23 protein-coding genes are annotated in these 22770 nt (G+C 31.7%); 12 read left to right on the forward strand and 11 right to left on the reverse strand.

Going from position 1 to position 22770, the window contains the following annotated elements:
• Positions 1 to 236 precede the first annotated feature (236 nt).
• Positions 237 to 542 carry a type II toxin-antitoxin system Phd/YefM family antitoxin gene (locus HYY52_05185; GenBank protein ID MBI2996082.1) on the reverse strand — a complete coding sequence of 102 codons (306 nt, stop codon included), beginning with the start codon at positions 540 to 542 and terminating at the stop codon, positions 237 to 239.
• A 63-nt stretch (positions 543 to 605) separates the two neighbouring features.
• A complete protein-coding gene (locus tag HYY52_05190) occupies positions 606 to 1586 on the reverse strand; it encodes an asparaginase (protein MBI2996083.1) in 981 nt (326 codons plus the stop codon).
• A 53-nt stretch (positions 1587 to 1639) separates the two neighbouring features.
• Here HYY52_05190 and HYY52_05195 point away from each other — a divergent pair, with 53 nt between their 5' ends.
• The 4 genes from HYY52_05195 to HYY52_05210 are packed head-to-tail and all read left to right on the forward strand — an operon-like array spanning position 1640 to position 6102.
• Positions 1640 to 2662 (forward strand): hypothetical protein, encoded by a 1023-nt coding sequence (locus HYY52_05195; protein MBI2996084.1) that lies wholly within the window; start codon positions 1640 to 1642, stop codon positions 2660 to 2662.
• Positions 2598 to 3587, forward strand: coding sequence for a tRNA lysidine(34) synthetase TilS (tilS, locus tag HYY52_05200; GenBank protein ID MBI2996085.1), 990 nt, complete (start codon positions 2598 to 2600; stop codon positions 3585 to 3587). Before HYY52_05195 ends, tilS begins: the two co-directional genes overlap by 65 nt.
• An 18-nt stretch (positions 3588 to 3605) precedes the next feature.
• Positions 3606 to 4136, forward strand: coding sequence for a hypoxanthine phosphoribosyltransferase (gene hpt / locus HYY52_05205; protein ID MBI2996086.1), 531 nt, complete (start codon positions 3606 to 3608; stop codon positions 4134 to 4136).
• 40 nt (positions 4137 to 4176) lie between these two features.
• Positions 4177 to 6102, forward strand: coding sequence for an ATP-dependent metallopeptidase FtsH/Yme1/Tma family protein (locus HYY52_05210; protein MBI2996087.1), 1926 nt, complete (start codon positions 4177 to 4179; stop codon positions 6100 to 6102).
• On the opposite strand, the gene HYY52_05215 is transcribed toward HYY52_05210, so the two are convergent.
• The 5 genes from HYY52_05215 to HYY52_05235 form a co-directional block, all read right to left on the reverse strand.
• On the reverse strand, positions 6073 to 8790 hold the full coding sequence (locus HYY52_05215; protein MBI2996088.1) for a CHAT domain-containing protein: 2718 nt from the start codon (positions 8788 to 8790) through the stop codon (positions 6073 to 6075). The genes HYY52_05210 and HYY52_05215 overlap by 30 nt on opposite strands.
• A complete protein-coding gene (locus tag HYY52_05220) occupies positions 8771 to 9439 on the reverse strand; it encodes a hypothetical protein (GenBank protein MBI2996089.1) in 669 nt (222 codons plus the stop codon). The genes HYY52_05215 and HYY52_05220 overlap by 20 nt, the downstream gene beginning before the upstream one ends.
• 3 nt (positions 9440 to 9442) lie before the next feature.
• Positions 9443 to 10153 carry a response regulator transcription factor gene (locus HYY52_05225; protein ID MBI2996090.1) on the reverse strand — a complete coding sequence of 237 codons (711 nt, stop codon included), beginning with the start codon at positions 10151 to 10153 and terminating at the stop codon, positions 9443 to 9445.
• A gap of 162 nt (positions 10154 to 10315) precedes the next feature.
• Positions 10316 to 10573: a hypothetical protein gene (locus HYY52_05230; GenBank protein MBI2996091.1), complete on the reverse strand. Its 258-nt coding sequence runs from the start codon at positions 10571 to 10573 to the stop codon at positions 10316 to 10318.
• Positions 10500 to 13085: a hypothetical protein gene (locus tag HYY52_05235; protein MBI2996092.1), complete on the reverse strand. Its 2586-nt coding sequence runs from the start codon at positions 13083 to 13085 to the stop codon at positions 10500 to 10502. The genes HYY52_05230 and HYY52_05235 overlap by 74 nt, the downstream gene beginning before the upstream one ends.
• A 453-nt stretch (positions 13086 to 13538) precedes the next feature.
• Between HYY52_05235 and HYY52_05240 the strand changes: the two genes are divergently transcribed.
• The 7 genes from HYY52_05240 (at position 13539) to HYY52_05270 (ending at position 17290) form a co-directional block, all read left to right on the forward strand.
• Positions 13539 to 13910, forward strand: a complete 372-nt coding sequence (locus HYY52_05240; protein ID MBI2996093.1) for a hypothetical protein — start codon at positions 13539 to 13541, stop codon at positions 13908 to 13910.
• A gap of 209 nt (positions 13911 to 14119) precedes the next feature.
• Positions 14120 to 14389 (forward strand): hypothetical protein, encoded by a 270-nt coding sequence (locus HYY52_05245; protein MBI2996094.1) that lies wholly within the window; start codon positions 14120 to 14122, stop codon positions 14387 to 14389.
• Between the two features lie 11 nt (positions 14390 to 14400).
• Positions 14401 to 14862 (forward strand): hypothetical protein, encoded by a 462-nt coding sequence (locus HYY52_05250; protein ID MBI2996095.1) that lies wholly within the window; start codon positions 14401 to 14403, stop codon positions 14860 to 14862.
• Positions 14863 to 15007: 145 nt separating this feature from the next.
• Positions 15008 to 15262, forward strand: a complete 255-nt coding sequence (locus HYY52_05255; protein ID MBI2996096.1) for a hypothetical protein — start codon at positions 15008 to 15010, stop codon at positions 15260 to 15262.
• Positions 15263 to 15277: 15 nt separating this feature from the next.
• Positions 15278 to 15463: a hypothetical protein gene (locus HYY52_05260; protein MBI2996097.1), complete on the forward strand. Its 186-nt coding sequence runs from the start codon at positions 15278 to 15280 to the stop codon at positions 15461 to 15463.
• A gap of 40 nt (positions 15464 to 15503) precedes the next feature.
• Entirely contained in the window at positions 15504 to 16898 is a 1395-nt protein-coding gene (locus tag HYY52_05265; protein MBI2996098.1) for a substrate-binding domain-containing protein, read from the forward strand.
• Positions 16899 to 16903: 5 nt separating this feature from the next.
• Positions 16904 to 17290 (forward strand): hypothetical protein, encoded by a 387-nt coding sequence (locus HYY52_05270; GenBank protein MBI2996099.1) that lies wholly within the window; start codon positions 16904 to 16906, stop codon positions 17288 to 17290.
• Here HYY52_05270 and HYY52_05275 read toward each other — a convergent pair.
• On the reverse strand, positions 17279 to 17668 hold the full coding sequence (locus HYY52_05275; protein MBI2996100.1) for a ribonuclease HI family protein: 390 nt from the start codon (positions 17666 to 17668) through the stop codon (positions 17279 to 17281). The genes HYY52_05270 and HYY52_05275 overlap by 12 nt on opposite strands.
• Positions 17669 to 18395: 727 nt before the next feature.
• On the opposite strand from HYY52_05275, the gene der reads away from it, so the two are divergent.
• Positions 18396 to 19730, forward strand: a complete 1335-nt coding sequence (der, locus tag HYY52_05280; GenBank protein ID MBI2996101.1) for a ribosome biogenesis GTPase Der — start codon at positions 18396 to 18398, stop codon at positions 19728 to 19730.
• 21 nt (positions 19731 to 19751) lie between these two features.
• Here the strand turns inward: der and HYY52_05285 are convergent, their stop codons facing one another.
• From HYY52_05285 to HYY52_05295, 3 genes are read right to left on the reverse strand one after another with little or no spacing between them, the layout of a single operon-like run.
• Positions 19752 to 20189 carry a MaoC family dehydratase N-terminal domain-containing protein gene (locus tag HYY52_05285; GenBank protein ID MBI2996102.1) on the reverse strand — a complete coding sequence of 146 codons (438 nt, stop codon included), beginning with the start codon at positions 20187 to 20189 and terminating at the stop codon, positions 19752 to 19754.
• Positions 20179 to 20724 (reverse strand): 16S rRNA (guanine(966)-N(2))-methyltransferase RsmD, encoded by a 546-nt coding sequence (gene rsmD / locus HYY52_05290; GenBank protein MBI2996103.1) that lies wholly within the window; start codon positions 20722 to 20724, stop codon positions 20179 to 20181. The genes HYY52_05285 and rsmD overlap by 11 nt, the downstream gene beginning before the upstream one ends.
• A gap of 5 nt (positions 20725 to 20729) precedes the next feature.
• The gene (locus HYY52_05295) at positions 20730 to 22715 is read right to left on the reverse strand and encodes a DUF1926 domain-containing protein (GenBank protein MBI2996104.1); all 1986 of its coding nucleotides are present in this window, start codon (positions 22713 to 22715) and stop codon (positions 20730 to 20732) included.
• Positions 22716 to 22770: the final 55 nt, after the last annotated feature.

Raw genomic sequence — 22770 nt, forward strand, 5'->3', positions numbered from 1 at the left:
CATTTCTAAAGTTTGAAATTAACAGGCTTAAAAGAGGGATTTCCTTTAACGAGCAGAAACTTCTACCAGTACGTAATGAGATTAGGCTGTCAACCTGGCGTCCTGCCTTCACTTGGGTTTAATTTAAACCGTAAGTCCTATATCCAAGATTTTCTTTTAATTTTTTGCTGCTCGTTGGAAAAGGATTGTATTTTAGCTCTTCAATTGCTTTTACTAGCCTTAATAAAAGTCTTTTATCATTTAACTTTTTTAGAAACTTTTGGGGATTTTCTAAAAGATTTAGCTGGTACATTTTCAAATATTTCTTTCTTTACATCTTCCCAATTATATCTAATACCGGTATCTTTCTTTAAAAGCTTTTTCATTAATTCAGACTCTTTTTGTAATTCCCATTCTTCAAACTTTTCATACTCGGAATAAGGTATTATTGCAGCTTGAGGCTTATTATATTTTTCAATAATTACACTATGGTTAGTCATCTTGATCTCTTCTATAATATCAGCCAGCTTTTCTCGTACTTCTGACATGTTAAGTTCTTTCATTGCTTTTTCTCCATCATCTTACAACTATATAAAGTTGTACAACTCTTAATAGATTATACCCAATTATATTAATAAAGAGTTAAGGTAACACACTACCTTTCCTACAACTTTCTCACCATGATTTTTAATCTCACCTCTATAAATCTCTTCAAGTATAGAGTCTTTAATTTCTTGTTTTTTAAGCCATCCGAGTTTTATAAGTAAGTTTAATACAACTAAGGAACGAATTTTGGAATTTCCATCTGTAATCTTTACTACTAGCGAGTTCCCTTCATAAGCAACAATTATTATTCCTTCAGCACCTACTTTTGAAATAAGTTTTCTGTTTGAGGCTTTTATAATTTCTGAATCAATTTGATCTTTACCACCCATAAGATATGGATAGGATTTCATTGAAGTAATTATTTTAAAGTATTTTTTATCAAGCGTAAAATTAGAAAATATCTTAGCAATATTGATTATTGGTAGTGCAAATGTTGGAAGTCCACATCCATCTGTTGCTATATGAATATTCTTAGTCTCTGCTAATGCTTCAATATTTTTTAAAATTATTTTTTGAAGCGGATGATTTGGGCTTAAGTAAGTGTTAAAATCCCATTTCTTTTTTTTGCAAACTGATAACATTCCAAGATGTTTCCCTGAACAATTATTGTGTAAAGGACTTGGTTCTTTTTTACTTTGTAGTAATCTCTTTCTTTCATCTTCATCAAAAGGCAGATGTAAACCACATTTTAAGTTTTGAATAGTTAAATTGTTTTTCTTTAAGAAATTAGTTAATAATTCAATATGTTTTTTTGAGCCTGAATGTGAGCCAGATATAATTGCAAGTTCTTTTTCTGTAATATCTGGATTATTGTCAATTGTAGATATAGCTTGTATTGGTTTTGCACATGATCTTAAGAACGTTTGGTCAGTTATCTTACCTGATTTAAAAATTATCTTTTTATTTTTATCTAAGACACAAATCCATCCATAGTGTAAATTTTCAGTTAACTCCCCTCTTTTAGATATTGCAAGAAGTGCTGGCTTTAGTAAATCACTCATTGTGTTATAAATTTACAGTATATGAGTATAATAAGAAAGCAGTGGCACATAGAATGAAAAACAAGTTATTAGTAATCATCTTGATAAGTTTTTTAATTTCACTAAAAGCTTTTTCATTTGATCTTCAAAGTGGTGCTTTCTCAATTAATGCTGAAACAAAAGATATTAATTCAATTAGTGAAGTAGAAAAAATAAATGAGCTTTTAGACAACCTGGAAAATAAATGGAACGAGCATAATATTGAAAAAGTTTTAAAGTGTTATTCTTACGATTTTATAAATGGGGATGGATTAGGCTTGGAATCAGTAAAAAACCTTACCAAAGAACTTTGGGAAGCATATCCTGATATTAAAAGTAAGTCACAAGAAAGAACAGTTAGAATTTATGGTGAGTATGCAACAGTTGATAGCACTGATTTATACCAAGGGACATCAAGCATGACAAGACAGGAGGTAGATTCAAAAGGTATATTAAAAGCAGTTTCAGTAGGTGAACTTTTTTTAAAGAAATTTGGTCCCACATGGAAAATAACAAGCGATAAAACAGTTTTTGAAAAAGTCAGCATAGGATATGGAATTGGAAGTGAACTAATTGATGAGAATAAAATTATGCTGTCAACTCCTGAACAAGTAGCTAGTGGACAGCAATATACAGCAAGACTTGACTTTGATCTTCCAAACGACATAAAGCCAGTAGCAGCTATTAGTAAAGAAATTCTTGTTTACCCACAAGTTTCAGCAGAAGATAAGTTTAGACTAGTAACTGAGCCTAAATTAGAAAAGTTCTTATCAGCAAACAGAAGAAGTAAAAATGAATTAATAACAGCTACAGTTGGGCTTACTGGCGGAGAGTTAAAACCAAAGCTATTAGGTTTAGTGTTTTTAACAAGGAGAGTTAATGTAATACCTGTATCAGACAATACAACAGATGAAATAAGTATAATTAAAACTCCAGCAAGTTCATCACTCACTAAGTCAGTAGACTTGTTAGATATTTATCCAACGGAGATAAATGATAAAAAACAAGATAAAACAAAAGATAACGAAGACAACGAAGACAACGAAGATAAAAATTAATTCTTTAAAAAATAAAAACGGAGATAAAATTGGTTTAGCTGTTTCTGGTGGAATTGATTCCATGGTCTTATTAGATATTTTTAATAAGTTAAACGAAGATAAAGATAATTTTAATTTTCGTATTTATGTTTTGCACTATAACCATAAATGGAGAAAGGATTCAAACTTGGACTTTAAACTAATTAAAAATTATTGTAGTAAGAAAAACATCAAACTTATATATAAAGAATCAAGTGGGAAAATAAAAAAAGATGAAGAAACTGCAAGAGAGCAAAGATATTCATTTTTTACTCAGCAAGCAAAAAAATATAAATTAAAATACATTTGTACTGCTCATCATAAAGGCGATAAACTCGAAACAATTTTATTTAGACTAGCTAGAGGAACTGGTCCTAATGGGCTTTCCCCAATTAAAGGGTTTAGAGAACTTTCAGGCAAAGTAAAAATATTCAGACCACTTTTAAATGTATGGAAAAAAGATATTTTAAAGTATGCAATTAAAAACAAAGTTCCTTACAGGGAAGATAAAACAAACCTTGATGTAATTTATAAAAGGAATTTAGTCCGTAGAAAAATATTGCCTTTATTAAGAAAAATTAATCCAGAAGCAGAAAATAATATTTTAGCTTTTAGTGATTTAGTTTATTCTCAAAATACAACATTAAACAATTATTTTTCTTGGTTGTTAAAAAAAATACAAATTGATTCACCATTGTCATTAAACAGGAAAAAATTTCTTAAGCTTGATTACCACACTCAAACAGCTTTTATATACTGGTTTTTTACAATCAATGGCATTAAAGGAGCTGTAAGTAAAATAAACATTATTAGAGATGCAATTCTAAATCAAAAGAAAATAGATTTAAGTAAAAAATATATTATGAATGTGACAGCAAATAAGATTATGTTTGATATAAAGAAATAAGAGTTATAACATGAAAACATGAAAAATAATTTAAAAATCTTATACTCAAAGTCACAAATCCAAAAAATGGTTAAATCTATGGCAAGAAAAATTGATCGTGATTGTCTGAAAAGCAAGATTAAATCACTTGTTGTAATTTCTGTTTTAAAAGGAGCATTTATTTTTACAGCAGATCTTATAAGAGAAATTAAACTTCCTGTTCAGCTTGAGTTTGTAAGAATATCCAGCTATGGTTCAAAAAAAGTGTCAAGTGGAAAAGTAGAAGCACCACTTTTGCTTTTACCAAATTTAAATGGCAAAGATATTTTGATTGTTGAAGATATTGTTGATAGTGGAAGAACAATTCACTTTTTAAAAGACTACTTAAAAGATCAATTTAAACCAAAGAGTGTAAAAGTAGCATGTTTATTAAATAAACAGTCCAGGAGGGAAGTAAATATAAAAGCAGATTATATTGGATTTGAGGTAGGTGATCATTTTCTAGTAGGATATGGTTTAGATAGCGGAGAAGATTTTAGGCACTTACCTGTTTTAGCAATATGTGATTAAAACAAAACACTGGCTTTCTGCTAATATTAATATGAAAAAAATGAAAAAGTTTACAAACACATTACCTTTTGTAATTTTATTTTTACTAATTACTTTGTTTGTTATCACAGTAATAGCTAAAAAGGAAAAAGGCAATGTGCTTACCTACAGTGAGTTTTTAAAGATTACTTTGCTTGAAGAAGGACCTTCTCCTGTAAAAAAAGTCATATTTACCAATGAAGCTGACAATATTGTTGTGGTTTTTCCTGACAATTCAGAAAAAATAGTTAGAGTACCAAACTCTGATGGCAAGTCTCTTAAAGAGTTAGCAGATAGTTTAGCCAGGAAACTAATTGAAGTAGAAGTTCATCCGCCAAGTGGTGGAGGTTTTTGGCTTAGTTTTCTTACATCAATCTTAGTACCTGCTTTGTTTTTAATAATGTTAGTTTTCATGATAAGGAGTGCTCAAAGTGGTGGTACACAAGCAATGAGTTTTGGAAAAAGCCGTGCAAAACTTCAACACGACAGTAAAGTTAAAATTACTTTTGCAGATGTGGCTGGTATTGATGAATCAAAACAAGAATTACAAGAAGTTGTAGATTTTTTAAAAAATAGTGAAAAGTATCAAGCAATAGGAGCAAGAATTCCTAAAGGCGTGTTATTAGTTGGAGCTCCAGGAACTGGTAAAACTCTTTTAGCAAAAGCAGTTGCTGGTGAAGCTGCTGTTCCATTTTTTAGCATAAGTGGTTCTGATTTTGTTGAAATGTTTGTTGGTGTAGGAGCTTCAAGAGTAAGAGATTTATTTGATCAAGCAAAAAAAAATGCACCTTGTATTGTGTTTGTAGATGAAATTGATGCTGTTGGTCGCCAACGTGGTGCAGGTCTTGGTGGTGGTCATGATGAAAGAGAACAAACCTTAAATCAGCTTTTGGTAGAGATGGATGGTTTTGAGTCCACCACAGGAATAATAGTCTTAGCTGCTACTAATCGTCCTGATATTTTAGATAGTGCTTTGCTTCGACCAGGAAGATTTGACCGCCAGATAGTAATAGACAGGCCTGATATTGCTGGCAGAGAAGCTATTTTAAAAGTACATGCAAAAGGGAAACCTTTAGCTCAAGGTGTAGATCTAAAAGTTTTAGCAAGAAGAACACCTGGTTTTACAGGAGCAGATCTTTCAAATATGTTAAATGAAGGCGCACTACTTGCTGCAAGAAAAAACAAACGTGAAATTTTTATGGATGACTTGGAACAAGCAATTGATAAAGTTCTTGCTGGTCCTGAAAAGAGAAGCAGGATTATTACTCCTAAAGATAAGGAAGTTACTGCATATCATGAAGTTGGACATTCATTAGTTGCTTACAATGAAAAACATTCAGATCCTCTTCATAAAGTTACAATTATTCCACGTGGCATGGCACTTGGAATTACAATGACTCTTCCAGAGGAAGATCATTTAAATCTAACAAAATCCCAACTCCTTGCAAGAATTAAAGTTTTATTAGGTGGTAGAGTTGCAGAAGAAATTGTATTTGGTGATATTACTACTGGGGCACAAAATGATTTACAAAAAGCAACTGAACTTTTAAGAAAAATGGTTACTCAATTTGGAATGAGTGAAAAATTAGGACCAATGACTTTTGGTCAAACTAATGAGCATATATTTTTAGGCCGTGATTTTGGACATATGAGAGATTATAGCGAAGATGTTGCTATTCAAATTGATTCAGAAATGAAGCGAATAGTAAATCAGTTATATGACGACTGTAAAAGACTATTGCTTGAAAGAAGAAAACATATGGATGCACTTGTCCAGATTCTTTTAGATAAAGAAACAATTGAAAAAGAAGAATTTGCTGAAATCATTAAACAAGTTAATAATGGAACTTTTATTTTCCAAGAAAGAAAACCAAACGGAAACAATAAGATAAAACCAGAGGAAGCAAGTACTTTAACCCTATCGCCAGTCACCAATCAAATTAAATAACCCCCAGAATAACGGGTGGCTGTATTTGGGATTTTCTTTAACTTTTAATTCTGCTCTTCTTAAAGATTCTGCCTTATCAAGACCTGCTCTTATATTTTCATAAAAGTTCTGCATAATGATTTTAGTAGCTTCATCATGAGCTTTCCATAAACTTGCAAGTATTGTGTTTGCACCAGCTACTCTAAATGCCGTTGCTAAGCTGCCAACAACATCATCAGGTTCATTTGATAAGCTGCCTAATTTCCCTGTGTCACAACCACTTAAAACTACAAGTTTACTGTTGTTTAAGTTTAAATCATAAATATCTTTTAAGTATAGTTTTTCCTGGAGCATTTGTTTTCCACTTGGTTTTTTACCTGATACTAAATAACTTGAACTAATATCTGAACTGTCCAAGTAACCATGAGTAGCAAGATGAAGAATATCTGCTTTTTTTGCTAATTGGTTTACAAGAGAAACATTAAATGGCTTTTGCACTAAAGTAGTTGTTGATTTGTTGAATAATTTAGTAATGATTTCTGCTTCTTTATTTGCTCCGCTTAAAGTTCCGTCAGGGTTTGCAAATACAGTAATTGCAGCCATATTTGAAAGTTTTGATATATGATCATTGTTTAATGCAATTACACTGTCTAAATAAACAATAGATTTATTAGAAATTAAGAAATTTAAATCACCATTTGACTTTAAGCTAGCTAATGATTGGAAAGGTAAATATCTAAGCCAACCATTTGCAATAATTGCAACAACTTTTTTGTTTATAATATCTTTTTCAATTGGTTCTACCAATGCATTATACAAAAACACTGTTTTTTCTTTTAACGGACGAATGTCATTTTTATAAATGTTTGATTTGTCATTTTTCCAGCTTATTATTGGTGTTGTCCTGCCTGTAAGTTTTATTTTTTCAATTTCTTGTTCAAGGAGTTGTCTGTATGCTTGAACTTCCCTATTTAAAATATCCTTAGAAATGTTTTTGTTTATTCTTGTTTTTAAATTATTATTGTCTACTACAAAAATAATTAATCCTTCTTCAGTAGGAACATATTGTAAGATTACAGAATTACTAGGAATATTTGGCTGGACTGTTGCCAGATCAAAAGGTTTTTGTGTTAATAAGTTTTTTAATTGTGGTTTGTATTGTAATAAATTGTTTAAAAGAGTAAAAGTCTGGGACCTTGATTCAGCATTTGCATTTGCAAGGAGCCCCTCATATTTTGCAAGTTTCCTTAAGTCAGGTTTATTTTTTTGCTTTTCAATAGAAAGCATTTTTTCTAGTTCATCTACTTTAGCTCTTAAGGATTCAGCCTTTTTAATTGTTTCAGAAAATTCTTGACTACTCTTTGCATCATCTAAGGCAATCATAATTAAATCTACTTGGTTTTTTATTTGTTTATTTTCTTCAATAGTAGAAATTAATTTGACAGGATTTTCATCAAGAGTAACTACCGGGGTTTCAATTGTTGAATTACTAAAAAGATATTGATTAATATTTGTTACATTTTGAATTATATTTTTGTCTTCGGTTAGTTCAGTGTTTTGTAATGTAGGATTTTTTTGTGGGTTAGCAGTAATAGAAATTGATTCAGTCATATGTTGACTTGCTTGATTACCTTCAGTAACTATTGAGCTTATTGTTGAAGCAGTAATATTAGCTGCAACAGTATTAAGGTCTATTCCTGTTATTGTGTGTTCTTTAATATCGTTATAAAGCAAGTCTAAATCAATGGTTTTAATATTACTTGATTTACCATCAAAATTAGATACAGCAAAACTAATTAATCCAGAATTACTTAAATCAAAATTATCTGGCAGATTTACTATGATTTCATTTTTATCAGAAGAAATAATTTCTACTTGTCTTGCAATTACAGTCCCATCATCATTTTCTAGAATGGTAACTTTGTTTTTACTTGGATCAGGATCAAACATTGAACCTTTTAAAATGATTTGTTTTTTGTTTGTTGGATTTGATTCAAGAGAATAAATTCTTGAAGCAAGAGGGTCAACATTAGACAAATCAATATCCTTTGAAATAAAGTCTACAGTTGTTGCTCCACCTATGTTAGCTACTTCTAGCTTGTAAGTAAAATCAGGATTAAAGCTTTGAGTAAAGGTAGTTGAAACTGTAAGTAACTTACCATCCTGTGAATCTTCATAAGAATTAATTATGAGATCATCGCTATTACTTGAAATCTTGGTTACATTTGTAAGTTCTGTACCTGTTATTCGTAATATAGCTTCTGAGTCCTGTGTAGGTATTTTATTTGTAGTTATTCTTTCAATACTTGGCTTAAGAGGTGATTCAACAATTACTGGGATAGAGTCTTTAGTGCTGTTGTCTACGCTGCTAATTATAAATAACTCTCTTTCACCCAAGGAAGCAATAATATCTACATCAAATGTAACTGTTATAGAAGAGCCATCGGATTCTTCTTTTACTATAAATGCAATTACATTATCCCCATCCACACCAATTGCATTTCTTAAACCTAAATTATTTCCTCGTATTGTAACTGTAGAAACTTTCCCTTGATGTAAGTAAATAGGATTTCTATCTAAAATTACAGGTGAGTTGTTTGTATCAGAAGTTTGGCCAAATGTTTGTAATTGAAATAAAAAAATAATAAAACAAGCTTGGCTTATTACTTTAAGAAAAAAATTGTTTTTATTAAAATTTACCAAAGACAAGAACTCCTTGTACTAAAAGATTTTTTTTAGTTTTGTCCTGTCCAATAAGAAAGCCAATACCAGATCTTGGGTAAAGGTAATATAATCCCAAATATTGTTTGTTGTCTGGATCTTCAATAAAATCTTTCTCATCAACTGGCTCCCCATAAAGTGATAGTACTTTATCAATTGGATCACCTATGTTTACACCAATATTTTCTACAATACTCTTTGGATTAAATGAAGTGATCCCAATTACATGTTCAACTTTATCATCAAAAAAGACTTCCAAAGGTTCCAAGTAGGTCCCGTCTTCTAATTTTTTCCCATAAACCCATATTTTTCCTTTGTTTTTTATTTCTGTGGGATTGCTTAATCTTTGCTTGACTTCTCGAGGCGTGTTTCCAATCTTAATCTTTGCAAGACTTTCAAATGGTTTTTGAACTTTTTCCCTAACTTTAATTTCTTTATCCCAATTTTCAGGATCAACAACCCAACTACCTCTGAAATTACTATCTACAATGCTCAGTAAAAGATTCCTAGCATAGTTAACTACAGTAGTGCTTGTAGCAGCTTTGTAGCTTACATCTTGTGAAGCTGAAATAGCCGGACAAGCTACAAAAATTAAAATAAAGAAAATCAAAAATAAAGTTTTAAAATATTTTTTCATAAATTAGTGATTTTCCTTTTCATAAGCTTCTTTTAAATCCTGATGATCAATTAATCCTTTTAAAAGAGATACACAGACAACTTCATTTCTTGGATTAACTTTTTTAGCTGCACTGTTTATACCTAATTTATCATAAATAGAATAAAGATGGTATTGTATAGTTTTGTTACTCATGTAAAGTTTTTCAGCTATCCAATCATTTGTTTTCCCTATTGACACTGCTGTTAGGATCTTATGTTGAATTTCAGTTAACTGTGTACTTCTTTTATTAGAGTTTAATTTCCAAACAACTTGTTGTACATCAGGATGCAACCATACTTCACCAGAATAAACTTGTTTAATAGCCTGAGTAAATTGTTCTTGGGTTGCAGTTTTTAATACATATGCAAATGCTCTATCTACAGGAACTGTTTGTCTGATTTTTCTAACATAGACTTCATCACCATAGTTTGAATAAATTACTACTCCAGTTTGTGGCAAGCTTTGGACAATTTTTTGTGTAGCTTCAATACCATCCAAGTCAGGCATTGCAATATCCATAATTACAAGTGCAGGTTTATTTTTTAAACTAAGTTCTATAGCTCTGGAACCTGTTTCAGCTTCTAATACATTACAAGAAGGAAAATTTTCTTCTAAGATTCTTCTGCTAAATGATCTAATTGGCGGATGATCATCAACTACTACAAATGTATCTTTAGTTTGTAAATCATTCATATTAATATCCTAATACAAAACTATTAGTTATACTGGTTTGAGCCTAGAAACTACTACTAGCAAAAATCCTAGTATTTTTCATAACAAACAAAAACAAAAAAGCCCCTTTATTTTTTAAAGAGGCTTTTTAACTTTTTATGTTTTTACCCGCAAAAGGCTAAGTTAGTAGCCAGAAGGAGGAACAAATACAGGCTCCGGAGGTGGAACAAATACAGGAGGTGGAACAAATACAGGCTCCGGAGGTGGAACAAATACAGGAGGTGGTGCCTCTGGAGGAGGAGCAACATATCCACCTGGAGGTGGTGTACCACCAGTTGGTGGTGGCATTCCGCCTGTTGTAGCACCTTCAGTGAATCCGCCTGGTGGTGGCATTCCGCCTGTTGTTGTTGTACCTCCAGTGAATCCGCCTGGTGGTGGCATTCCGCCTGTTGTTGTTGTACCTCCAGTGAATCCGCCTGGTGGTGGCATTCCGCATTCCGCCTGTTGTTGTTGTACCTCCAGTGAATCCGCCTGGTGGTGGCATTCCGCCTGTTGTTGTTGTACCTCCAGTGAATCCGCCTGGTGGTGGCATTCCGCCTGTTGTTGTACCTTCAGTGAATCCACCTGGACCACTTGTGCCACCTGCTGTTGTACCCATACCAGAAAATGGACTACCATTAGATCCACCAGTAAATATTCCAAAATCAAACCCACCAGGGAATGCCCCATCTGTTGCGCCGCCACCAGGGAATGTTCCACCTGTTGCGCCGCCACCAGGGAATCCGCTTGATGGGCCACCTGTAGAAGTTGGTGGTGTAAATGAACCTATTACATCTCCTAACCCAACTGTTGCAGGACTAGCTGTAAACTGACCAGTGTCAAACGATGCCATTGCTAAGTCAAATATTCCTTGTGGAAGAAATGAAGGTGGACCTTGCATGCCACCACCTGATGAAGGAGTTCCTTGATTAAATGCACCAGCAAGATACACTGCTGCTCCTTCGAAATATTGCGTGGCATTACTTCCAAGACTGCTAAATGCATCAGCCAATTTACTTGCATGTTGCATAGGATCAAAAAATTGTATAGAGCCGGTTGGTGGGGGTAATGTATCTCCTTGCCTACCAGTATTTAAGGCAAATACATTTCCTTGAACTTGCTCAATACCCATTGAACCAAAAATTCCAAAGCTTCCTTGATTAAAGTTTTGAGCAATTGTTGGTGGCATAAAAGATGCTGTGAACTCTCCATTTTGCCCTTCAGTAGGAGGCACAAAGCCAGATGGATACTGGAATTGCCTATCACTCGATTGAAGCTGTGCTGTACCTGCAATATTAGGAGGCATAAAGGCACCAGGATATGCAAAAAGCTCGAATCCTTCTTGTGATTCAAAATCTCCTTCTAGAAAACTACCAGGAGCTGCTTCAAAAGTAAAAGCTTGCCCTTGAAATGCAAGTCCCATTGCTTGTTCTGCTAGTCCTGTAAGATTTGCTTGTATACCTGGAGGAATAGGAATCTTGTTGAATTGTGATGCATTAAATGTTCCTAGCTCTCCTTGTTTTGCAAGATTTACTAACTCACCAAAATTTTGTAATGCTTCTTGTCTAAAAACTGCTGGTGGAAAGCTCCCGCTTTTCAATGCTGCTACTAGAGTTTCTTCACTTGTAGCTTCTATAGAACCAGGTATAACACCAGCTTCTATATAAGCCAAAGCTTGAATCTCTGGAGGAGGAGGAGGAACACCCTCTCCTAATTCTCCTTCGTTAAAAAATCCAGTCGCATAAGTATTAAAAGGAATATTACTTATTCCTTGTTCCGCAATTTGAGTTGGATCTTCTCCAACTATTTCAGGTGCTTTCCATGCAACTTCTGATGCAATTTCTGCGATTTGTTCAGGATTATTTAGGACAGATGCAAGATCATCAACTATTCCTCCATATATTTCAGTTGAATGTACTGCACATGCAGTTTCTACTGATTGTAAGGCTTCGTCAACAGTTTCTGCATTTTCAGTTGCTGGTTCTACTTGTGCAACAATTGTATCGTATGTATCTTGAAGAGGTATCTCAGCCTTTGGTGCTGCATCTTCAAGTTCACCAACTGTTGCAGTAGCAATATTTACTGCTGCAGTTGTTGCAGCATCCACTACATTATTAATTACATTGTTTGCAGTTGCATCTTCAGTAAATGCAATTGCTGATAATGTAACTTCTTCTGTTCCAGTAGAAGTTGGAGCTTCGATCTGTGCCTTTATTACTGGATTTTCAACTTCTTCTGCAACACTATCAGGTATTTCAGATATAAGTTGATAATAAAGAACAGGATTACCATTTTCATCTAGTGCTTCTGTTCCAGGAACCTCTACTGTTGCAACATCCTCTATTGGCTCATGATTTATGTCATACAATGCAACTTCAGCATCAGGTATTTCACTAGCTGTTGTTTCTTCTGTTATTGGCTCTCCACTTGCAACAGCTTCTTGATGTCTTAAAATCCTTGCCTTTACTTCACCAGTTGTATCTGGAATAGGAACTTTTGCTCTTCCTATTATTAAGGTAGGTGGGTTTAATACTACTTGACCTTTTAATTTTTTCTTTCCACTTGTTGCAGTAATTTGATAAGTACCTTTTGGAAGTAAGTTAGCTGGGCCAAGAGTACTTAAGTCAATTTCAAGGGCACCATCATCATTTAATGTTCCTTGTATTTTAATTGGCTTACCATTTCGTAATGTTTTTGGAGCAGGCTTAATTGTAATTGTGTTACTAAGTCTGCTTGCATTTAAAATATGTAACTTATTCTTGGATGGATCAATAACACTTAAGTCCATTGTTGATTTTTCAAGTGTTAGTGTTGTAGATCTTGCACCAGCATAAGCTACTTGGAAATTTTGTCCGGTTAACAAAACTGAAAACAAAATTGATAAAAATATACGAATGCGTTTATTCTTTAACATATTTCACCTCTTAAGATTTTTTAACCCAAAGAAAATATTCGATACAGTGACTAAAGTTCCCTGAAGTAGAATTTTTGGACCATAGCTTGCCCTAGATTTTTATAAAATTTTCGATTAGCATTTTTTTGTTGAATTGTTAAAAATTCACGGATTTAGATGTTTTTGAGGGTTTACCAGGGGTTAATTTTTAATTTTTGTTAGTGCTGCCACTTGCTTGTAGATAAAGAAAGAGCTTCAAGTAGGACAGCTCCTAAGATTTAAATTAATAAAAATGTTGAATTTTTCACTGATAAGAAAAATTTAATAAAAGATTTTATTTTTTCATTACTTTCTATTAACCATTGACAGGCTTAATGTAGCTCATACAGCAAGTAAGGAAAATAACTTATTTGCAAAAAAAAAGTGGAGAGCTAGCAAAGCTAGACACTACAAAAATAAGGAGGCAAGAAAACCATGAGTACAATACCAAGACCATTACCAACAGGATCAAATACCAGTGAAAATCCAACACAACGTTTATCTGAAATCAGAAGTAAGATTTTCTCTGCAGAAACGAGATTGCAAGATTTAGAAGCACTTTACTCAGCAACTCTCTTGGAGCAACCATTACTACCGGGCAACGGAGTTACTATAGATGGTGAAGATTGGTTCGGTGTCGCCATCAGGATAGGTGTTGGCAACGATCTAAATAGAGTCAGAGATGAATTGGGCAAAACACAAGAATATCTAGGCATCTTAAGAACTCAAGAAAACTTGTGGGTCACCGCATTATCAGAAAACAAGAAACTAGAAAAAGAAACTCAAAAAGCTGTAGAAAAAGCATAAATAATATTTCACCAGCTTGTAAAAAGAAAACTGCACATACTTTCAAAGGTATGTGCAGTTTTTTGTTTTGCATAAGGAGAAAAATAGTAAGTTCATCTTTTATAAATTTTATTTTTTATAACTTTCTTTTAACAATCATATGAGTTAATACTATTGTTCGTTATACAACGAACGTGAGAAATCTTTAGAGTTAAGTGGAGGATAAATATATGGCTACTACAATAAGTTATATAAACCCAGTAGCAGAAGTTGCAAGTGCACAAGAGGGTATTTCACAAGCATTCCAAGATAACAGTTTTGCTGAACAATTAAGCCGGTTAGCAATTATGGGTTATGGCGATCCAAACGTAGCAAGACATTTACTAGGAATTGCAAGATCAATGGTTGGGAATGAATACCAACGAGAAGAATTCTGGATGACTGTACTTAAAGGGGAAAAAGACAGCATGAAAAAAGGCTGGGAATTAATGAAAGATTAGGAGTACTAAAGATGTATATTGCAAATCCAATAAATCTTACAGCAATGTATGTAGAGAATGACTCTAACAGAAATATGCACAGAGGTTTGCTTAATGCAAATTTTCAAGACTATATGGATTCATTAAAACAAGGCGGCCAGCTTCAAACGAGTGCAGGGAGATTAAGACAAAAAGTCTCTGCTCTAGCATCAAGTCTTGGACTAGCAGCTGGAGTATTTGGCGGACCTATGGGGTTGTCATTAGGTTACGCGGTAGGAAATGCTGTAGGTAAATATGTAGGCAACGTACTAAGCAATAGGATTTATGGCCAAGCAATGGCAGATATGAATGATATTGCTCATGAAGCAAGAGTCAGACATACTCAGTTAGCAGCTTCTGTAGCTTTTATAGATCAAATTGATGGTGCACTTGATACCTTACGTCAAAATGAAAATAAACGTAAGAAAGATGATCTGGGAGCAATGTCAGTCTAAATCTTAATAATTTAAGCTATCAACTTTTTATAGCTACATCCTTTATATAATCGTACAGATATGGTGTATGGTTAAATTAAGGTTAAATATACTATAGAGTCGGAGTTACTCTGACTAAGACTAAAAAGAGAAAGAGGATAAAGCTATGTCAGTTGAAAAACCAAGCAATTTTAATAATATAGAAATTGGAAAACCATCTCCAGTTAAACAATCTAAAAGTCCAGGAGAGATTAAACCAGCTCCAATTGTGCCAGATACAGACCAGTTTCAATCTCAAGGTATTAAAAATTTAAAAGCTGCGGTAGCAAGTTGGCCAATATCACCAAAAGCTCAAGAACTATTATTAAGCCTTGTGCTAAATGAACATAAAACTGGCCCAGATGAAGTTGCTAAAGCATAAGGGATTTCTTAAACAGTGATTTCCATTTCCAGAAAAGTAGTAGAAGAATTTTATGAAAAAGAATGGCAAGAAATGATTTCAGAAGCTTGTCGTAAATTTCTAATTGAACTTACATGTAAAGAATATCGTTTAAATGAAATGCCAAAACTTTCTTTTACAAAAGAAAAAGAATTAAGACCAAATGCTTTAGGTAAAATTTAACTCTAGCACTCAAGCTCTTTTTGCTAAAATATAACCTAACATGAATGATGTCAGGCCTTTTGATGTGTTAAATGAAAAAGCTTTAGAGATTATTTTAAACTTTAAAGAAGATAGAAATAGCAAAAAGCTTGACAAAACCTTACAAGCTGAGCTATTAAAATTAAAAGATGATATAAAAAAGATAATTACCTTACTTCCAAAAGAAGAACAAGATATTTTGGATTTAAGGTTTTTTCAAAATTTGTCAGTTGACGAGATTGCTAAAAAGATTGACAAACCAAGAGATGAAGTGTCAAAAAATCTTTTAGAAGGAATAAACTCAATTAAAGAAAATCTTAAAACAAGTGTGTCTACCATGAACAAAAGTCAAAGTGTTAAAGATATAGCTAAAACCATTACGGTTAAAAATAAAAACATCGTCTTTCCACCAAAACCCAAGGTACTAAGAAGATCTTCTTTTACAGCTAGTTTATTTAGCTTGTTATTTTGGCTTATAATTTTTTGTAGTTTTTACTTTTTAACACAAAAATATTTTTTACTTAAGTTGCCTACTATAAATCAAATATATGGCAATGTAAGCAATGTTGTAAGTAGCTTAAAGATAAATGAAAAATCAGATAAGGTAAAGCCAAGTAAGGGTTATATAAAAATCTCTGGCTCATCAAGTTTACTTCCATTATCACAAAGGTGGAAGAACTCTTTTAGTACTGAATATCCACAATACAACGTCAAATTAGTTGCTTCAGATTCTGATCAAGGAATAAAAAATTTAATTGACAGCAAAGTAGATATAGCAAATTCAAGTAGACCTATATCATTCCTAGAAAAGAAAAAAGCAGCTGAGAAAGGGTTGGAACTAATAGAAGAGAGGGTAGCTCTTGATGCACTTATTATTATTGTAAATAAGAAGAATTCTCTTAATGAAATTAGTTTAGATGGTTTAGAAGGAATATTTAGCAATAAAATTAAAAACTGGCAAGAGTTAGTTTCTTATAACAAACCAGTTATAGTAGTCATTAGAGAAGAAGGAAGTGGGACTAATGAATTTGTTAAAGACAGAATTTTACAAGGGACAAAATTTCCTTCTTTATTTTTACGATTAAAATCTAATCAAGAAATAATAAAATTTGTATCTGAGAATGAAGCTGCTATTAGCTTTGTAAACTCTACTAATTATCCATGGGAAAATAATAATATTAAATTTCTTAAAGTAAACAATTATGATAATTCTCTTAGTGTTTCACCATTTGATAATAAAAAGTTAGATGAACAAGCAATTAGATATGGTGATTATCCACTTGCACATTATTTGTATTTAGTTGTACAAACTAATGCTTCTCGTAAAGTAAAAGATTTTACTGAGTGGGTACTTGAGCCAAAAGGACAAGAAGTTGTTGAACACTCAGGCTTACTACCTGTAGTTACTGAAGACTAAAAAAGATGAATTACCAACTTAATGAAAATATAAAGCCTTTTGAAATAGAAATAGATAAATACAGGCCGTATTATTATGCAGGTGCTTCAGGTGATTTTAATCCTATTCACATAGACAATGACTTTGCAAAGATGGCTGGTCTTGGTGGAATTATTTTACAAGGCTTATGTACGATGGCATATGTATACCGCTCCGCGATAGATAATAAAGATCCAGGTAAAATAAAAAAAATTAAAGTAAGGTTTAGAAACATGGTTAGACCACTTGATAAATTAACTATAAAAGGAAAGGTTTCAAAGGTTGAAAATAGTTTAGCTACTGTTGAACTATTAGCAGAAAACCAAAAAGGTGAACAAGTTATCACCAATGCTTTTGCAGTACTATCCTTTTAATGCTTTATTTGCTAACTTATCTGCCCTAAGATTTTCCTCACGTGGCACATAAATAATTTTAAAAGAATGAAATTTTTCTATTAATGAATTTGCTTTGTCAAACAATTCTTTAATATCAGCATCTTTTACTTTATATCTTTTGTTTATTTGATTTACAACAAGCTCACTATCAGATCTAACTTCAATAGTATCAAATCCTTTATTTAAACTGGTTTCTAAAGCTCTTATTAAAGCTGTATATTCAGCAAAGTTATTTGTACAAATACCAATATGTTCAGACATCTCTTCAATTAACTCTTTATCTTTATAAAATGCAATGCCTATAGAAGCTGGGCCTGGATTACCTCTTGAAGCACCATCAATATTAATAGTAATTATTGGATTTTCTATACTCTCTTTAAAAGAAAGTAAATTTAAATCAGCTATAACTAGAACATTGTGTAAATCTTGCTTTTCATAAAAGTTTTTTAAAAAATCATTTTTAGTAATAAACAAAGAATTTGTTTCTAGAAGCTTAGTTAATTTCATTTTGTTTGTGTCTGTAATTAATTCTTGGAAGAAATTTTCCATGTGTCCTTCTTTAATAAAAAGATTATTATTTTCTTCTAAGTCATTTGTTATTAGAATATGTTTTGCTTTTTTATTTAATCCTTTAACTTTTTCTAAGCTTGTTTTCATTATTGAGTCTTTTATATAGATTTTATTTTCATCAAGTACTTTCCCAACAATCAGATGAAATAAATCATTTAGTTCGTCAAGGGTTTTTTCACTTAAAAAATCTTTTAATCCAACTGCAAGCATTGATGAGAAAACACTTACAGGAAGGTTTAGTATTGGACTTGATAAGCAAGGAATACTATTTCCTGAATTAATGCCTAGAAGTTTAATTGTCTGATTTCTTATTTGATTAAACTTAGGCCAGTTTTCAGTAGTATTTTCAGCAACTCTTTGAGCTATACTTCCAACTAGTCTTACCCAGTAAATATTAAAATCAATAAAATATGAATCTCTATCCCATAAGATTATATTGGTTTTATATTCAATGCTTTTGTACTCAAGAACAATAGACATAGTTCTAATTGTAGCGTTATAATTTAAAATCTTCATGACTACTAAAACCAAAAACATAACAGTTGCTATTATTGGAAGACAAAATGTTGGTAAGTCTACATTGTTTAACAGGCTTATAAAAGAAAGAAGGTCAATAGTTGATGATCTTCCTGGTGTTACAAGAGACAGGCTTTATGCAGATCTTGAATGGAATGGTAAAAATATTACTTTAATAGATACTGGCGGCTTAGTTGAAGATTCAAAACTTAAAAGTAATGAAATTATTTCAGGAGTAAGAAAGCATGTTTACTTAGCAATTAATGAAGCTGATTTTATTATTTTTATGGTAGATGGAACAAGTGGCATAACTTCTGAAGATGAAAGAATTGCAAGGTTCTTTAGAAAAATCAAAGATAAAAAAAAATTATTTCTTGCAGTCAACAAAATTGATACTGAAAAACAGTTAAGTTATATTTATGAATTTTATTCTTTAGGTTTAGGTGAACCATATCCGATTTCTGCACTTTCTGGATCTAGTGGCCTTGCTGACATATTAGATGTGATTACATCCGGCAGAGACGCCCAAATGAGGCGTCTCTATAACATTGAAAACGAAATTAAAACCTCAATTGTTGGTAAACCAAACGTTGGCAAATCTAGCATATTAAATTGTTTGGTTGGAAAAGAAAGAGCAATAGTTACACCTGTACCTGGTACAACAAGAGATGTTCTTGATACGAAAGTTACATTTAATAAGAAAGATTATTTATTAATTGATACTGCAGGTTTAAGGAGAAAATCAAAAGTATCTTCTAATATTGAAAGATATGCAACCACAAGAACTGTAGAAGCAATTGAAAGATCTGACATTGTTTTGTTAGTAGTAGATGCTACAGAAAGAATCTCTGATCAAGATCAAAAAATTGCTTCGTTAATAAAAAGACGGAATAAAGCCTCAATTATTTTAATTAATAAATGTGATTTGATTGGTGAAAATGTCAAAGAAGAAACAATCTTACATGATCTTCATTTTATAAATTATTCAAAGACATTATTTACAAGTGCAACAGAAAACAAAAATATTAAAAAGATATGGGCTTTAATAGATGAAGTAAATAAAAACTATCAAAACAGAATTTCAACTGGTAAATTAAATAAAGTATTAGAAGACATTATTCATGCAACATCTCCACCAGCAAAAAAAGGCAAACAATTAAAAATTTATTATGCTACTCAAGCAAATATAAGACCCCCGGAAATAGTTTTATTTGTAAATGATTCAGAATTAGTAAATGAGCAATATTTAAAATTTCTAGAAAAGGAGATTCGCAAAAACTTCGAATTCTCTGGAAGCCCTTTAAAATTTGTATTTAGGAATAAAAAGAAGTAGAGACGCTCCGTCGGAGCGTCTCTAGCCACGAACAATAAATGTCCAAAGTCCTTCAACAACTAATTCATCCTTTTGATTAAAAGATTTTGTTTCTAATTCTATAAAGTCATTATTATTTTTTTGATGTATATTTTTAATTTTTGAATTTGTTTTTATAATATCATTTACTTTAACAATTTTATGAAAGTTGAATTCTTGTTCTCCATGAACAAGCCTAAGCATATCAAGCTTTAACTTACCATCACTAAAAAGATTTACAAGTACTTCCTTGGCAAATACAACTACAAACATTGGAGGAGCAATAACACAGCCATATCTAGACTTTTTTGCAAAATCAGAATCTAAATATAAAGGATTTAAGTCACCAACAGCAAGAGCATATTCTTTTATTTTTTCTTCACCAACTACATAAGTAACTGGCTTGTATTCCCTTCCAATAAATTTTGTATCAACTGGCATATAACAAGTATACTCTAGTACTTCCAAATTTTTTTTCTCTGTAAATCTTCAGTGGATGTGGAATTAAAAATTTACTTTTTGTTTCAGACTCAATTGAAATAAGTCCGCTTTTTGCAAGGATCTTATTTGAGGTAATAATTTCAAGAATGTTTTCAATCACATTACAAGAACCATAAGGAGGATCAATAAAAATCAAATCAAACTCTTGAGCTAATATCTGTTTTTTATGTAATATCTTTGGTAATTCCCCAAATATAACTTTTGCTTCTAAGTTACAAATTTCAAGATTTTTATTTATTAGTCTAATAGCATCTTTATTAGAATCAATCAAAGTTAGTTCTTTTGCTCCTCTGCTTAGTGATTCAATTCCAAGCACACCACTACCACTAAACAAATCTAGAACTTTTGCTCCTTGTATGTGATTACTAATTGTGTCAAAAATTGATTTTCTTACAAGAGCCATTGCTGGCCTTATTGATCTTGTTTTATAGTTTGCAAGTTTTCTTCCTTTTAGTTTTCCGCCTAAAATGTACATTAAAACTATATTTCTTCTTGAGAACTATTAATTTCTTGTTTAATTGAAAGCTCCCATGGAATGCTTGGTTCAGGTTCAAGCTTGACAAGCCAAGTTGGTAATAAAGTTATTCCTTGTATAATTTTTTCTAGCTTTTGATCTTTAAGTATGATTGTCTCAAGTGGATATTGGAACAAAGTAGACTCCTTGGTCCAGGAAATTGAGAAGTTGATTTTATGTAGTTTATTTTGGATTAAAAATTGTTTTATATTTTTGCTCTCTTGTGAGTTATTTGGCTCTCCATCAATATAACAATTACATTCATTAATAGGTGATAAGTTTATGTTAAACTCTACCCCAAAGATAAAACTAATTGATTCTGTGCTTTTATTAATTAAGGCATAGTCTATAAGTACTGACGAATCACCCGATCTAGTACTTATTTGTTTTTGTAACTGGACTTCTGGATTGCCTGTAATTTTTATTAGCTTAATATCAGACAAAAAGCTTATTTTACATGTTTCTTCTTTAGCTTTTATTTTTTCAACAATATAAGGAGAAAATATTTTTTTTGTTAAATGATCTAATTCATTTGATTTGCATTTTTTAAGACTTATATCAGTTGATAAAAAATGGTCAATTAAACTTAATTTTAAATATTTATCGTAAATTAAATTTCCATTCGTTGTCTTAACTTCTGTATTATGATATGGTTCTTCTTTTCTTGAAATTGTACTTGTGATGTTTATATTTCTTGGCCTATAATCATGTTCAAGAATAGTTCCTCCTAAAGCAGGAGAAATATAAATATTTTGTGTCTCAGTTTCTATGATAATTTCATCGTTTCCATCACAGTCATAATCTATTTCTGACAGTTGAATCCATTTTGTACCTTGTCTAGAAGCACTATCTATAAGATTTTCAGCTTTAATTAAATTTGCATATGTATTTTGTCTTTCTTCAGGCAAATAAATTCCTCCAAACAAGCTATCCCAATACACATCATTGCTTTGCCCTTGTAGTAATAAATCCTGAGCTTGATTTATCATTTCCTTAATCACCTTAAATCTTGATTTTCCTTCCTTGGCAGAATTAATTTTTTTACTTACTCTTAGCATTTTTTTATGTAATAAGTTTGCTTCTGGATGTCTTAATAAGAAATGTTTTAATAACTTAGAACCATTATGAAGATCTACATCTTGAAATGCACCCAAATAAATTCTTCCTTTAGGCTTAGTCTTTGTAAAATAATTATTTAATAACTTAGTCTCAATTAAATCTGATTTCTTGTCTATATTTTGTATAAAGCTTTTTAGCCAATTAAGTTTACTCATCTCTAATATTGGATTGTTATAAAATAAGACAATAGCTGAGTCTGACTCTGTATCTTGATGATTGTATGACTTAAGTAGATCATTAATTGCTTCTTCTGGAGTAAACCTTTCAGTTAGACTGTTTAAGCAATAAGAAATTGGAAAAATTGCAAGCTTTCTTCCTTCTTCTTCTGTTATGTAATATCCAGTAAGTTCCTTTTCATTTATGCCTAATGGAGTGAAATATTCTTTTGAAAGGCAGGTATACTGCATCCTTGATTTTGCTAAATCTAAAGCAAGTGTAGGCTCCCATACAAACTTAGGAATCCATGCACCACTAGGAGTATAGCCAAACAAATGAGCTAATATCCTGTTCATTAAAAGAAGCTGTACTTGCCTATCTTCCTTAGGTATAAAAGGGAAAACGGGTTCATATATTCCTCCACCTAAAAGTTCAAGTTGGTTTAAATCAAGAAGACTTCTTATGTTTTGTGAAAAGCTCTCAGAATATTTGTCTAAGTATGTAATTAAGCTACCACTAAAATGAAAGTTGGTTTTAATTGATTTAAAACTTTTTAAAAACTCAATTATGCCTAAGTAATTTCTTATTGTTTCATGGTATGTATTATCTTTTAAAACTCTAAGTGGAATATGGGAGTGGAAACCAAGGATTAAGTTTAACTTTTCACCAGCCATCATTGTTAATTATCTCAAATAAGTAAAATATATCAATTTACACTCCAAAAGTCATTTT

It is taken from the genome of Candidatus Melainabacteria bacterium, from assembly GCA_016193285.1.
In the GTDB taxonomy this organism is placed as follows: domain Bacteria; phylum Cyanobacteriota; class Vampirovibrionia; order 2-02-FULL-35-15; family 2-02-FULL-35-15; genus JACPSL01.

What these genes read in the sequence shown, in the direction of transcription:
- HYY52_05220 (MBI2996089.1), bottom strand. Translation starts at nt 9,439, where the DNA reads ATGAAAAAATATTTTAAAACTTTATTTTTGATTTTCTTTATTTTAATT.
- HYY52_05225 (MBI2996090.1), bottom strand. Translation starts at nt 10,153, where the DNA reads ATGAATGATTTACAAACTAAAGATACATTTGTAGTAGTTGATGATCAT.
- HYY52_05210 (MBI2996087.1), top strand. Translation starts at nt 4,177, where the DNA reads ATGAAAAAGTTTACAAACACATTACCTTTTGTAATTTTATTTTTACTA.
- HYY52_05245 (MBI2996094.1), top strand. Translation starts at nt 14,120, where the DNA reads ATGGCTACTACAATAAGTTATATAAACCCAGTAGCAGAAGTTGCAAGT.
- hpt (MBI2996086.1), top strand. Translation starts at nt 3,606, where the DNA reads ATGAAAAATAATTTAAAAATCTTATACTCAAAGTCACAAATCCAAAAA.
- HYY52_05285 (MBI2996102.1), bottom strand. Translation starts at nt 20,189, where the DNA reads ATGCCAGTTGATACAAAATTTATTGGAAGGGAATACAAGCCAGTTACT.
- HYY52_05295 (MBI2996104.1), bottom strand. Translation starts at nt 22,715, where the DNA reads ATGATGGCTGGTGAAAAGTTAAACTTAATCCTTGGTTTCCACTCCCAT.
- HYY52_05270 (MBI2996099.1), top strand. Translation starts at nt 16,904, where the DNA reads ATGAATTACCAACTTAATGAAAATATAAAGCCTTTTGAAATAGAAATA.
- HYY52_05255 (MBI2996096.1), top strand. Translation starts at nt 15,008, where the DNA reads ATGTCAGTTGAAAAACCAAGCAATTTTAATAATATAGAAATTGGAAAA.
- HYY52_05250 (MBI2996095.1), top strand. Translation starts at nt 14,401, where the DNA reads ATGTATATTGCAAATCCAATAAATCTTACAGCAATGTATGTAGAGAAT.
- HYY52_05195 (MBI2996084.1), top strand. Translation starts at nt 1,640, where the DNA reads ATGAAAAACAAGTTATTAGTAATCATCTTGATAAGTTTTTTAATTTCA.
- HYY52_05190 (MBI2996083.1), bottom strand. Translation starts at nt 1,586, where the DNA reads ATGAGTGATTTACTAAAGCCAGCACTTCTTGCAATATCTAAAAGAGGG.
- HYY52_05240 (MBI2996093.1), top strand. Translation starts at nt 13,539, where the DNA reads ATGAGTACAATACCAAGACCATTACCAACAGGATCAAATACCAGTGAA.
- der (MBI2996101.1), top strand. Translation starts at nt 18,396, where the DNA reads ATGACTACTAAAACCAAAAACATAACAGTTGCTATTATTGGAAGACAA.
- HYY52_05185 (MBI2996082.1), bottom strand. Translation starts at nt 542, where the DNA reads ATGAAAGAACTTAACATGTCAGAAGTACGAGAAAAGCTGGCTGATATT.
- HYY52_05235 (MBI2996092.1), bottom strand. Translation starts at nt 13,085, where the DNA reads ATGTTAAAGAATAAACGCATTCGTATATTTTTATCAATTTTGTTTTCA.
- HYY52_05230 (MBI2996091.1), bottom strand. Translation starts at nt 10,573, where the DNA reads ATGCCACCACCAGGCGGATTCACTGGAGGTACAACAACAACAGGCGGA.
- HYY52_05265 (MBI2996098.1), top strand. Translation starts at nt 15,504, where the DNA reads ATGAATGATGTCAGGCCTTTTGATGTGTTAAATGAAAAAGCTTTAGAG.
- tilS (MBI2996085.1), top strand. Translation starts at nt 2,598, where the DNA reads ATGATAAAAAACAAGATAAAACAAAAGATAACGAAGACAACGAAGACA.
- rsmD (MBI2996103.1), bottom strand. Translation starts at nt 20,724, where the DNA reads ATGTACATTTTAGGCGGAAAACTAAAAGGAAGAAAACTTGCAAACTAT.